This is a genomic window from Streptomyces violens, assembly GCF_000717745.1.
GTDB lineage: Bacteria > Actinomycetota > Actinomycetes > Streptomycetales > Streptomycetaceae > Streptomyces > Streptomyces violens.
In genome coordinates, this window is the sequence record NZ_JOBH01000006.1 from 358456 (window position 1) to 370098 (window position 11643).

Genomic DNA, 11643 nt, shown 5'->3' on the forward strand with positions numbered 1-11643 from the left:
CCGGAGGCGTCATTCCATTGTTCGAGGGGTTATTCGAGCGGCCGGAGGGAGCTCATGATCTTCTTGACCGTGGCCTCGTCGATCTCGCCCTTGACGTCCTTGGCGGCGTAGAGGATCCAGGTCGCGTACTCACCGGTGGTGTCGGTGTACGTGACCGCATACGCCTTGCCGTCCGAGTCGCACTTGTTGTCCTTCTTCACGCCGGTCACGGTCGCCGTTGACAGCTTTCCGGTGATGCCGTGATCGCTCTTGAAGGACTTCGCCTTGGTGCCCTTGAACGTACCGGTCTTCTTCTGATCGTAACCGGCCCAGACCCAGTTCAGAGCCTCGTTCTGGGCGGCCTCGGACTGGCTCTTCGCGCCCTGCGCGCCCTTGACGCCGGTGCCGGCCAGCGCCGCGGTGGACTCATTGCCGTCCTTGTCCTTGATGGTGCACCAGTCCTCCTTGAGGTAGGCCGGCGCGGTCATCGAGATCAGGGTCTTGGGGAAACCGGACTTGTCCTTCTCGTCCTGGAACCCCGTGTAGGTGTCCGCGGAGGTGGTCGTCCAGTCCTTGGTGGGGACGTCGAATGCCACGTGCCGCTTGGCATTGACCACCGTCTGCCAGCCCTTGATCACCGGCTGATCGGGAGCGTTCGGATCGCCACCGGGACCCGCGCCACCGCTCGCCGACTCCGTCGGCTCGGCCGTCGCGGACCGGGAGTGGGTGGGCTTCGGGTCGTCCTTGGCGACGACCTTGTCGTCCTTGTCGCCCTGGAGGACGAAGACACCGGTGACCACGGCGGCCGCCACGACCGCGACCGCCGCGACGACGGCGATCGTCACGGTGGTCTTCTTCTCGTTGTTGTTGCCGCCGCCCTTGGGGGACTGCGGTCCGCCCGGCGCCGGCCACTGCGGTGGCGGAGGCTGCATGGGCTGCTGGCCCTGGAACGGATTGGGCTGCTGGTAGCCCGGCTGCTGATAACCCGGCTGTTGGTACGGATTCGGCTGCTGGTAACCCGGCTGCTGATACGGATTCTGATCCTGCGGGTTCTGCTCGCCCCCGGGCGGCTGCTGTCCTGGCCACATGGGCGCTAACGATAAAGGTCCGAGGTGGGAGGTGTCACAGCTGCCCCAGGGAGCGTGACAGAACCCTGACGTTCGCTCATGCCGTTCGCGGGTACTTCGGGGGAGTTTGGCATGTACTTGGCGGCGACTCAAGGGGCTTCTTCCGAGCCGGGGGCGGGGTGTGACCAGGGTGGCCAACTGGGCTACTCATCGGTAACATCTCCGCTCATGACAGTTGAGAACGCCTCGATGGGTGAAATGCTGGCCGCCGCGGTCCCGATGGTGCGGACCCTGAATCTGGAGTTCGTCGAGGTCACCTCGGAACGTGCGGTACTCCGGCTCCCGGACCAGCCGGACTTCCACAATCACATCGGCGGCCCCCACGCGGGCGCCATGTTCACCCTGGCCGAGTCCGCCAGCGGTGCCATCGTCCTCAAGGCTTTCGGCGACCAGCTCTCGCGCGCGGTGCCGCTCGCGGTGCGGGCGGAGATCGACTACAAGAAGGTCGCCAAGGGGACGGTGACGGCCACGGCGACCCTGGGCCGCCCGGTGTCCGAGGTCGTCGCCGAACTTGATGCGGGCGGCCGCCCGGAGTTCCCGGTCAGCATCGCCATCCAGCGCGAGGACGAGGCCGTCTCGGGCGAGATGACCGTGGTGTGGACGCTGCGGCTGAACGGCTGAGGCTCACCTGAGGCGGCACCCAGCTGTGGTGCCGTAGGAGCATGCGCATGGTGGCCCGGGCGGGGGGGCAGCCGCATCGCCGTGTTGCGCAGACCGACGGCCAGTGGATGGGAAAGCGGCGTGCGGAGTTCGTTGACGTCGTGGTGCAGCACGGCGTCGGCACGAGTCGCATCGAGCCGGGCCGGAATCGGATCGTGCCAGGTACGGAAGCGCCTCCGCAGTTCGGCAAGCGGATCAGCGAACCGCGTACCGGCAGGCACGTTGAGAACGGCGTGCCACTCGGCCCGCCCGTCTTGGAGTCCGATGTGCCCGAACTCGGCCCCGCGCCCCCAGGTCAGCTCGAAGTCGCTGCCCGGGTCGACCGTGTGCAGACCGATCGCGGCTGCCAGTCGCGGCACCACGTCGGCGTACTTCCGCACACGAGCCGCACTGCTCACCGCGTTCGTCACCCGTCTCGTACAGCTCGACCACGCGGAACTGCGCTGCGCACCGCCGAAGAATTGGTCGACGGCATGGCGCTGCTCGCCGGGCGCCGGCTCAGCGGCGAGGGCCGCCGCCGCCAGTTGGTGAACGGCGGCGATGTACGGCGCGAAGCCCTCGAAGGGTTGGTCGCCGCCGCTCTCAGGTAGACCTCGAGGCACTGGGGAAGCAGGGCGGCCGGCTTCGTTCACCTCTGGGGCGCCCGGTCTTCCTTGTGCGCAGTGGGAAATATGTGACTGTGCAGTCGCTTTCTGTCTCTGAGTCGTACCGTGGTCGCGTAGCGCTGGTGCGGAGGGCTCTCGTGAGCGACCGGTCCGGCCGCCGGCACGAGAGTGAGGAGTTCTGCGGACGATGGACGATTGCCTGCCATCCGGCGCCGGTGCCGCCGTGTCCGGGCGGCTGCCGTTGGCTGTGGTCATCGCGGGCGCAGGCGGCCTGGTGTCTCACTGGAGCAGTCGCGCGAGCCACTTGTTCGGCGTTCCGCGCGAGGACGCCCTCGGCAGCCCGGTGCTCGATCTGCTTCCCGTCTTCGGCGCACTGCCCACGCCGGAGGAGAGCGGGCCGGCAGCCGACGGCCCGTTGTCGGACCGGGAGCTGGATACCTGGCTCACGGATGCGACGCCGGAACCGGCCGCCGGCCGCGCCCGTCTGCCCGGGCCGGGCAACGACTCCCTCGACGTGCTGTGGTGGGCGTACCCGTTGATCGGTCCGGGGCCCGAGCGCCTGCTGGTACTGGTGGCCGATGCTGCCCGGGCCGAAGCCGAGCACCGGGGTGGCAACGCGGCCCGCGAGCAGGCATGCCCCGGCTTCGCCGGGTACACCGAGTTCCCCGAAGCGGATCTGCTCGCCCGGCGGCTGCCGGACATCCTGCCCAACACCGGCCCCGCCGCCGGCGCCCGGATCGTCGCGCAGGTCCTGGACATGGGCTACCCGGTCCTCGAGCTCAGGAGCCATGAGCGGATTCCGGTGACGCCGGACTGGGGCGTACCGAAGTATCTGGCACGTAAGCGCCGGACTCCGCAGCGCGTCGGCCTCGATGCGGGTGCTTCCGCGGCGACGGACATGGCGGCCCAAGAGGCACTCGACCTGGAGCACTCCGCGGTACGGGAACGCCTGGAATTCCTCAACGAGGTCTCCGGGCACATCGGCACCTCCCTGGACCTGGAGGTGACCATCCGTGAAGTGACCAGCGCGGCCGTGCCACGATTCGCCGATTTCGCCGGTACCCATCTGCGAGCCCAAGTGCTCGCGGGTGACAGCTTTCCCGACGGGCCGCCCGACGTCACCACCGTCTGGCACCGCGTCTGGGTCGAGCACAACGACGAGCCGGGCCGCTGGGACGACACCGTCCCGGTCGGCGAAGCCATCGCCTTCCCCGAACACACGCCTTTCTTCCAGTGCATGGTTACCGGCGAGCCCGTGCTCATCCCGCACATCAGCGACGAGCTGGGCGACCGCATCGCCGGCCAGTTCGAAAAGCGGGACCTGCGCCCCCTCATCAACGGCCGCTCGATCCTCATCGTCCCGCTGAAGGCACGTCAGGTCGTCCTCGGCTTCATGGTGCTGCTGCGCCGCCCGGGCCGTCAGCCGTTCAACGACATGGACCGCACCACCGGAGCCGAACTCGCCGCCCGGGCCGGCCTGGTACTCGACAACGCGCGCATGTACACCCGCCAGGAGAACGTCGCGGAGACCCTCCAGGAGGAGATGCTCCCGCGCGTCAGTCCGCGCATGCCCGGCTGCGACGTCACCACCCGCTATCTGCCGGGCACCAGGCTCGGCAAGGTCGGCGGCGACTGGTTCGACACCATCACCCTGCCCGGATCCCGGCTGGCGCTCGTGGTGGGCGACGTCATGGGCCACGGACTGAACTCGGCTGTCATCATGGGCCAGTTGCGTACCGCCGTGCAGACCCTGGCCTCACTGGACCTGTCGCCCGCCCAACTGCTGCGTCGCGTCGACGACCTCGCGCAACGGCTCGGCGAGAACTACCTCGCGACATGCCTGTACGCGGTCTACGACCCGGTTGCGTCGACGCTGCGCATCGCCAACGCCGGCCACATCCCACCGGTGGTGGTACGAGCCGTGGACGGAAGCAGCGAGCTGCTCGCGGTTCCCAGCGGCGCGCCGATCGGCGTCGGGGGAGTGGCCTTCGAAGAGGTCTCGTACCCGGTGGCGCCGGGCGACCGTGTGGTGCTGTGCACCGATGGTCTGGTGGAGGTGCGCGGCCAGGACATCGGCGCCGGCCTCGCCGCCCTGTGCGAGAGCGCCGCCCACCCGGCCGCCTCCATGGACGACGCCTGTGACGCCATCATCCGCACGCTCAACCCCGCAGGCGGCCGCAAGGACGACGTGGCCTTGCTGATGGCCCGCCTGAATGGCATTCCACGTTCCGACGTTGTCACTTGGCGTCTTGCCCCTCAGCCGGGGGAGGCGGCGCGGGCACGTGCCCTGGTCCGCGAGGTGATGCACCGTTGGGGAGCGGCAGACCGCGCGCCGACCGCCGAGTTGCTCGTCGGCGAGCTCGTCACCAACGCGGTACGCCATGCCCGTACTGAGCGCATCGAGCTGCGGCTGGTGCGGACGGACACGCTGCTGTGCCAGGTGAGCGACGACGACCCGGCAGCCCCGGTCCTCCTCGATCGCGGACCGGAGTCGGAGTACGGGCGCGGGCTGCGCATCGTGGACCGCCTGGCCCACAAGTGGGGGACGAACCTCGAGTCGCTCGGTAAAACGGTCTGGTTCGAGCAGTTGCTGTCGCGAGCCGACGCCCGGTAACCCTGATCACACCACTTGCCGCATGACCTGGCCGGACGGTAGCAAGGAGGGAAGATGGCGGACGGCCGGGTTCCGGGAGTGCGGATGAGCGTGTCAACGGCGTACTGCGAAGCGTGGGAAGGTTTTTGGCGCGACACTCCCGAGGGCCCGGGCGCGGCCATCTTCGATTGTGACGCCGAACTCGCCGCGGGAACCCACCTGCCGCTGCTCCAGCCCTTCGCCGACGCCACGCTGCCGATCGTGGACATCGGCTGCGGCACCGGCACCCAAACGCGGTACCTGGCAGCGCACTTCAACCGGGCCGTCGGAGTGGACCTGTCACAGGAAGCCGTCGCCCACGCCCGGCGGGCAGACGCCGGCAAGGTGGCAGAGTTCAGGCAGCTCAACGCCGCCGATCCGGCAGCGGTGGACGAACTCCACAACAACCTCGGCGACGCCAACGTCTACATGCGTGCGGTGGTCCATCAGAGCGAACCGTCGGCACGCCCGGCGATCGCCGCCGCGGTCGCGACACTGATCGGCTCCCGTGGCCGGGCGTTCGTGGTCGAATTGCTGTCCCGGAGCAAGAGTGTGCTGGCGCAGGCGGCACAGGGGCCGTCCGGCCCGCCACCCAAATTGGCCAGCATCTTCGACCACGGCCTCACCCCGGCCGAGGCGGACGACGCATTGATACCCGAACTCTTCCGCTCGCTCGGCCTGACGGTACTGGCGAGCGGGGAAACCGACCTGGTGATGACCGAACACCGCGCGGACGGTTCGCGCATCGACCTTCCCGCACAGTGGATGGTCCTGGGCAGGGACGGGTAACGCAGCGGTCTCCGACACCATCGTGGACCGGGTGAGCCTCTGCCTCGGGCGGCTGCTCAGGCACTGATCCGCGACGGCTAATCGATAAATCGATAGTGCTGGGGACGGCAAATAGATGGCGCTGGGGAACGGCGCTGGAGAATCTGCCGGCGGCCGTGGGCAACTGATGTGCTCCACGTTGCGTCCCACCCTCTGATGAACAGTGGCCGAGGCCGCTGAACAGCGACTGCCGGCTGCCGCGCGCCACGCGCGGCGGCCGCATGCGTGACCAGGTCATCGAGTACCCTTCCCTGACGTGCGGCGTCGCGCGTCAGGGGGCGGCCCGTGGATGGGCCCGATATGAGGTGGAGGAAGCCGCGTTGCACGTCCAGGAGTGGCTCGAGTCCGTACCGGCAGTGAGCGTCTACCTCCTGGTGGGGGTGATCATCGGGCTGGAGAGCCTGGGCATTCCGCTGCCGGGCGAGATCGTTCTCGTCAGCGCGTCGCTGCTGGCCGCGACGCAGGACCACATCAACCCGGTCGTGCTGGGCACGTGCGCGACGGTCGGCGCGATCGTCGGCGACTCCATCGGGTACGTCATCGGCCGCAAGGGCGGCCAGCCGCTGCTGGACTGGGCCGGGCGGAAATTCCCGCGCCACTTCGGGCCCGAGCACGTCGCGATGGCCGAGGCGAAGTTCGCCAAGTGGGGCATGTGGGCGGTCTTCTTCGGGCGCTTCATCGCCCTGCTGCGGATCTTCGCCGGGCCGCTGTCGGGCGTACTGCGGATGCCGTACTGGAAGTTCCTGATCGCCAACATCCTGGGCGGCATCGTCTGGGCAGGCGGTACCACCGCGCTGATCTACAGCGTCGGCATCGTCGCGGAGCCCTGGCTGAAGCGCTTCTCCTGGCTGGGCCTGGTCGCCGCGGTCCTCTTCGGCCTCGGCTCGCTGATCGTCATGAAGCGCCGCGCGGCCAAGGCGACGGCCACGGCCACGGCCGACCAGCAGGACCGTCAGCCGGCGACCGCCGCGGCAACGGACTGATCGCTGTCGCGGCAACGGACTGATCGCTGTCGCGGATCACCCCGGCTCGTTTCTTTGCGTGCGCGCCTCCTTTTTGCGTACGCGCCTCGCGCGCCTCACATGACACGGCGATCTTCTTGTTGTGATCTTCGCCCCAGTGAGGCGAGGCCCTGGCGTACGTCGCCTACGGTGCTCTCGGCGCAGCACGATCGGCGACTGCCGTGTAGGCGTCGAGGCGCGACGACACGCGATGAGGAGACAGCGATGGCGGAACAGGCATTGATTTCCGGGGTCGGCGGGCCGGAGCCGACGATCGACCCCGAGGCGTTCACCGCTCCCACCTCCGTCGTACTCGGCGAGGTCACCATGGCTGCCGGTTCGAGCGTCTGGTACCAGAGCGTTCTGCGGGCCGACGGCGGCTCCATCGCCATCGGTGCCGAGAGCAACATCCAGGACAACTGCACCGTCCACGTCGACCCGGGCTTCCCGGTCTCGGTCGGCGAGCGCGTGTCGGTCGGTCACAACGCGGTGCTGCACGGCTGCACCATCGAGGACGACGTCCTGGTCGGCATGGGCGCCACGGTACTGAACGGCGCCCGCATCGGCGCCGGCTCCCTCGTAGCCGCGCAGGCGCTGGTACCGCAGGGGATGCAGGTGCCGCCCGGTTCGCTGGTCGCCGGAGTACCGGCCAAGGTCAAGCGCGAGCTGACCGACGAAGAACGCGAGTCCATCAAGCTGAACGCCGCGGTCTATGTCGACCTCGCCATCCGCCACCGTGAGACGGTCCGGCCGGGCAACGGCCCGGGCAAGTCGGCAGAGACTGGCGAGGCGTAGCTGTCGCTGTAGGTGTAGCTGTAGACGCAGCTGCAGCCGTCGGTGACGGGCGCCGAACCGTGACTCCGGCAGGGGCCCGGCCCGGGCCGCTACCGCGGACCGGGCGGGTACTGCTGACGGGGCCGACCCGACGCACGACGGGCGAGGGCCTCCCGACCGAGTGATTCAGCCCGGCTGGCTGCTGTCCTTCAGGGTGCCCCAGCCGTGCCAGCGGTCGATCTCGATCCAGGCGCTGACCCGCTTGCGGTCCCGCTGCGGGTACTCCTTTCCCATGTAGTGCTGGGCCAGCCGGTCGATGTCGGCGAGCCCCTCGTCGTCGCGCAGTTCGACGACGCGCCCGATGATGCTGATGTGCGTGTACCAGCTCTCCTCGTCGAGCACGGTGAGCGTCACTCGCGGGTCCTTACGCACATGGCTCAGCCGCTTACGGCCCTCGTCCATGTTGACCAGCACCCGTCCGTCGTCCCAGAGGTACCAGGTGGCCGTGGACACCGGCTGGCCGTCGGACCGGAGCGTGGTGATGACAGCCGGATTCGGCTTCCTCAGCATGGTGACAGCGGCCTCGGGAAGCGGGGGATTCGACATGGACTCTCCTCCTCGTTGTGCTTGTGTTCACGTCCCGCGGCTCGGGCACCGCACGGGCGGTCCCAGCTATGAGACGCACCTGCACCGTGCCATATCCCGCTCGTCCCATCCCGCACCCACCCCACGTCATCTGCCCTATGGCCTAGCGCTTCCCCTGCCGATCACACCGCCGCCCGCTCATGGGGTGAAGATCACAGGTCGGGGCGGGGTGCGTTGGTCTTACTCGTGAGTACGGTGAGCGGGTGCGTGCGAAGAAGAACGTGTTCTCATCTGTCGGGGCCTGGCGGCGCCGGGCCGCGTCGTGGGTCGTGCACCGGGGTACGCGTTGGGTCCAGGAGGCCGGCGCGGTGACGGCCGAGCGGCCCGGGCCGTACCGTTTCCGCCGTATTGGGGGCGGAACCCGGCTCGCCTATCCCCAGGGCACGGTGTTCGGTGAGCGGTGGATCGAGCTGGGCGAGTACTGCATCATCGGCGAGCAGGTCACGCTGACCGCCGGGATGATGCCGGGGCTCGATCTCGGCCCGGAGTCCGTACTGCGGCTGGGCAACGGGGTCGTGCTGGGCCGGGGCAGCCACGTCGTCGCCTCGCAGACCGTGACCATCGGCGACGAGGTCTACTGCGGCCCGTACGTCTACATCACCAGCGACAACCATTCGTACGACGATCCGGCGCAGCCTGTGGGCAAGCAGTGGCCGCGGACCGCGCCCGTCGAGATCGGCAGCGGGTCCTGGCTGGGCGCGGGCGCGGTGATCCTGCCGGGCGCGCGGCTGGGCCGGAACGTCGTGGTCGCGGCTGGTGCGGTCGTGCGTGGCGAGGTGCCCGACCACGCGGTGGTCGCCGGGGCGCCCGCCAAGGTCGTCCGCACGTGGGACCCGGCGGCGGGCTGGCAGCCCCCGTTGCGTACGCCGCCGCCGGTACCGATCCCCGAAGGCGTCACCCCGGACCAGCTGTTGGCGCTGGCGGAGTCGAAGTCGGAGACGGAGCCGGAGTCGGAGGCGCTGACGGAGTCCGGGGCGGGGTCGGGCACGCCCGGTAGGCAGGAGCGACCGGCGTGACCGAGCCTTAGACCGCCACGACAGTCCCCGCTACCTCCATCAGTCCCCGCTACCTCCGTCGCCTCACCCGCTGGCAGCCAGCAGGGCCGTTCCCGCGAGGGCCAGTGAGGCGCCTGCCGTTTGGATGGCGCGCAGGCGCTCCTTGAGTACGCCCATCGCGGCGACCGCGGTGACGACGGGGTAGAGGGAGGCGAGTACGGCGGCGATGGTGACCGGGCCGCTCCGGGTGGCGATCGCGTACGTGCCGTTGGCCGCGACGTCGGCGATGCCGACGAATGCCAGCGCCGGGAGGGCGGCGCGGATGACGGCCATGCCGCCTTCGGGCAGCGCGGGGGTGCCGCGCCGGGTCGCCACGTACAGGGCCGCGCCGCCGACCGCGACGTTGCACACGCGCTGTACGAACAGGGCGAGGAAGAGCCCGGTGACGTTCGTGGACGCCTCGGAGATGAACGCCATCACCGCGCCGAAGCCGAACGCCGCTATCAGCGTGAGGACGATGGCCTCGCGCGTGACCGCGCCGCCGCCGCGCTGCGGTCCACCGGCCAGCACCACGCCGACGACGGCCACCACCATGCCCGCGATCTGCACCACGCCCGGCCGTTCGCCGCCTATGAAGCCCACGCCGAGCGGCACGAGGACGGTGCCCAGCGAGGCGAGCGGTGAGATCACGCCCATCGGGCCGAGCGCGAGCGCACGGTAGAAGCACAGCATCGCCGCCGGGCCGATGACGCCGGCCGCGACGGCGAACCACAGCTCCGGCGCTGCCGCGTGCCAGGCGCCGGTGGCGACGACGATCGCGCCGAGCACCGCCGCGGCGATCACCTGCGAGACGACCACGACGGTCAGTGCCTGCATGCGGCGGGTGAGCAGTCCGCCGCCGAAGTCGGCGGCTCCCCACAGAAAACTGCTGGCCAGGGCGAATACCGCGGTCATGGTGTCAGTCCTCGCAAGTACAGTGTGATGAACGATGTAGTACAGGACAGCGTAGTTCAGGATGGTGCACCGCGTCATCCAATATATTTGACCTCGATGCCATCGCTGCCTCGCTGCCTTCTCCAGCGGGCTGGACGGACGACGGACGGAACGGAACGGAACGGTGACGGATCTCGATCAGCTCACGCAGTCGTTGGCGCGCAATCTCAAGCACTGGCGCGCCGACAGGGGCTATACGCTCGATGCCCTGGCCGCCCGTGCGGGCGTGAGCCGCGGCATGATCATCCAGATCGAGCAGGCGCGGACGAACCCGAGCGTGGGGACGACCGTGAAGCTCGCCGATGCCCTCGGCATCAGCATCACCACGCTCCTGGAGTACGACCAGGGGCCGCAGGTGCGGACGGTCGCGCCCGGCGACGCGGTACGGATGTGGTCGACCGAGGCCGGCAGTCACACCTCGCTGCTCGTCGGTACGGAGGCGCCCGGCCCGTTCGAGATGTGGGACTGGCGGCTGATGCCCGGTGAGCACAGTGAGTCGGACCCGCATCCGGCGGGGACGAAGGAGCTGCTCCATGTGCGCCGCGGGGAGCTGATCCTCGTCGTGGACGGGGACGAGCATGCGATACCGGAGGGTGCTTCGGCCACCTTCGAGGCGTCGGCCGCGCACGCGTACCGCAATGACGGCGAGGAGGTCGTGGAGATGACGATGGCGGTGATTGTCCCGTCCGGCCGCTGAGCCCGGGCGTTGGGTCCGGCCGCTGAGTCCGGAAAGTGAGACAGGGGCCGTGACAGGAGTCAGCCGTGCTCATGATCCTGTTAGCTTGACGGGCATGCCGACATCAACACCTTCGCCCACCCCCTCCTCCTCTTCGTCCGCTGCCACGCCCATGGACGCTTTCGAGGAGGTCCGGCCCGCCGTTGAGTGTTTGGATCTGCTGCCCGAGCCCGTCGCTGCCGCGATCCGCGACTGGCAGGGGCCGGTGGACGTCAAGCAGCTCCTGCACGTGGACACCGATCCGGCCATCGCCGACACCGCGCTGCTCGTCGAGCACTACGGCTCCTGGCTGCTCGAACAGTCCGCGAACTGCGTCGTGGTGGCGGGCAAGCGCGGCGACACCGTCACCCTCGCCGGCTGCGTGGTGCTCTCCACGACCCGCGTGGATGTCAATGGCGTCGTACGCCGCGAACTGGGCTCCCGCAAGGCGTCGTTCGCCCCGATGGACACCGCGGTCGGCCGCAGCGGCATGGAGTACGGCGGCATCACGCCCATCGGGCTGCCCGCCGACTGGCCGCTCCTGGTGGACGCGGCCGTCGCCGAGGCCCCGTACCTTTTGATCGGCAGCGGCGCCCGGCGCGGCAAGCTCATCGTCCCGGGCGAGGCGCTCGCGAACCTGCTGGGGGCGCGGGTACTGGAGGGACTGGGGCGCCCGGCAGGGACGTAGC

At 69.4% G+C, this 11643-nt stretch carries 11 protein-coding genes and 1 pseudogene; 8 read left to right on the forward strand and 4 right to left on the reverse strand.

Annotated elements, in window-relative coordinates:
* Nucleotides 1-29 precede the first annotated feature (29 nt).
* Nucleotides 30-1067 (reverse strand): DUF8017 domain-containing protein, encoded by a 1038-nt coding sequence (locus tag IF04_RS0114100; RefSeq protein WP_030255826.1) that lies wholly within the window; start codon nt 1065-1067, stop codon nt 30-32.
* A gap of 207 nt (nt 1068-1274) precedes the next feature.
* Here IF04_RS0114100 and IF04_RS0114105 point away from each other — a divergent pair, with 207 nt between their 5' ends.
* Complete coding sequence (locus IF04_RS0114105; protein WP_030255829.1) at nt 1275-1727, forward strand: DUF4442 domain-containing protein; 453 nt, start codon at nt 1275-1277, stop codon at nt 1725-1727.
* 1 nt (nt 1728) lies between these two features.
* On the opposite strand, the pseudogene IF04_RS39725 reads toward IF04_RS0114105, so the two are convergent.
* Nucleotides 1729-2107: pseudogene (locus tag IF04_RS39725) on the reverse strand (hypothetical protein); the annotation flags it as partial.
* Nucleotides 2108-2558: 451 nt separating this feature from the next.
* On the opposite strand from IF04_RS39725, the gene IF04_RS0114115 reads away from it, so the two are divergent.
* The 4 genes from IF04_RS0114115 (at nt 2559) to IF04_RS0114130 (ending at nt 7627) form a co-directional block, all read left to right on the forward strand.
* Nucleotides 2559-4985, forward strand: a complete 2427-nt coding sequence (locus tag IF04_RS0114115; protein WP_030255831.1) for a SpoIIE family protein phosphatase — start codon at nt 2559-2561, stop codon at nt 4983-4985.
* Between the two features lie 84 nt (nt 4986-5069).
* Nucleotides 5070-5792 (forward strand): class I SAM-dependent methyltransferase, encoded by a 723-nt coding sequence (locus IF04_RS0114120; protein ID WP_030255834.1) that lies wholly within the window; start codon nt 5070-5072, stop codon nt 5790-5792.
* Between the two features lie 359 nt (nt 5793-6151).
* Nucleotides 6152-6814, forward strand: a complete 663-nt coding sequence (locus IF04_RS0114125) for a DedA family protein (protein ID WP_030255836.1) — start codon at nt 6152-6154, stop codon at nt 6812-6814.
* A 243-nt stretch (nt 6815-7057) separates the two neighbouring features.
* Nucleotides 7058-7627 carry a gamma carbonic anhydrase family protein gene (locus IF04_RS0114130; protein WP_037959321.1) on the forward strand — a complete coding sequence of 190 codons (570 nt, stop codon included), beginning with the start codon at nt 7058-7060 and terminating at the stop codon, nt 7625-7627.
* 165 nt (nt 7628-7792) lie between these two features.
* On the opposite strand, the gene IF04_RS0114135 is transcribed toward IF04_RS0114130, so the two are convergent.
* Nucleotides 7793-8212: a PPOX class F420-dependent oxidoreductase gene (locus IF04_RS0114135; protein ID WP_030255841.1), complete on the reverse strand. Its 420-nt coding sequence runs from the start codon at nt 8210-8212 to the stop codon at nt 7793-7795.
* Between the two features lie 260 nt (nt 8213-8472).
* Between IF04_RS0114135 and IF04_RS0114140 the strand changes: the two genes are divergently transcribed.
* Nucleotides 8473-9267, forward strand: coding sequence for an acyltransferase (locus IF04_RS0114140; RefSeq protein WP_425428412.1), 795 nt, complete (start codon nt 8473-8475; stop codon nt 9265-9267).
* Between the two features lie 63 nt (nt 9268-9330).
* Here the strand turns inward: IF04_RS0114140 and IF04_RS0114145 are convergent, their stop codons facing one another.
* Nucleotides 9331-10200: an EamA family transporter gene (locus IF04_RS0114145; protein ID WP_030255847.1), complete on the reverse strand. Its 870-nt coding sequence runs from the start codon at nt 10198-10200 to the stop codon at nt 9331-9333.
* A gap of 163 nt (nt 10201-10363) precedes the next feature.
* On the opposite strand from IF04_RS0114145, the gene IF04_RS0114150 reads away from it, so the two are divergent.
* Nucleotides 10364-10936 (forward strand): helix-turn-helix domain-containing protein, encoded by a 573-nt coding sequence (locus IF04_RS0114150; protein ID WP_030255850.1) that lies wholly within the window; start codon nt 10364-10366, stop codon nt 10934-10936.
* 151 nt (nt 10937-11087) lie between these two features.
* Nucleotides 11088-11642 carry a YbaK/EbsC family protein gene (locus IF04_RS0114155; protein ID WP_030255853.1) on the forward strand — a complete coding sequence of 185 codons (555 nt, stop codon included), beginning with the start codon at nt 11088-11090 and terminating at the stop codon, nt 11640-11642.
* Nucleotide 11643 lies beyond the last annotated feature (1 nt).

Bases quoted from the DNA above. Each gene is read 5' to 3' on its own strand.
- IF04_RS0114100 (WP_030255826.1), bottom strand. From the start codon at position 1,067: ATGTGGCCAGGACAGCAGCCGCCCGGGGGCGAGCAGAACCCGCAGGAT.
- IF04_RS0114105 (WP_030255829.1), top strand. From the start codon at position 1,275: ATGACAGTTGAGAACGCCTCGATGGGTGAAATGCTGGCCGCCGCGGTC.
- IF04_RS0114115 (WP_030255831.1), top strand. From the start codon at position 2,559: ATGGACGATTGCCTGCCATCCGGCGCCGGTGCCGCCGTGTCCGGGCGG.
- IF04_RS0114120 (WP_030255834.1), top strand. From the start codon at position 5,070: ATGAGCGTGTCAACGGCGTACTGCGAAGCGTGGGAAGGTTTTTGGCGC.
- IF04_RS0114130 (WP_037959321.1), top strand. From the start codon at position 7,058: ATGGCGGAACAGGCATTGATTTCCGGGGTCGGCGGGCCGGAGCCGACG.
- IF04_RS0114135 (WP_030255841.1), bottom strand. From the start codon at position 8,212: ATGTCGAATCCCCCGCTTCCCGAGGCCGCTGTCACCATGCTGAGGAAG.
- IF04_RS0114145 (WP_030255847.1), bottom strand. From the start codon at position 10,200: ATGACCGCGGTATTCGCCCTGGCCAGCAGTTTTCTGTGGGGAGCCGCC.
- IF04_RS0114155 (WP_030255853.1), top strand. From the start codon at position 11,088: ATGGACGCTTTCGAGGAGGTCCGGCCCGCCGTTGAGTGTTTGGATCTG.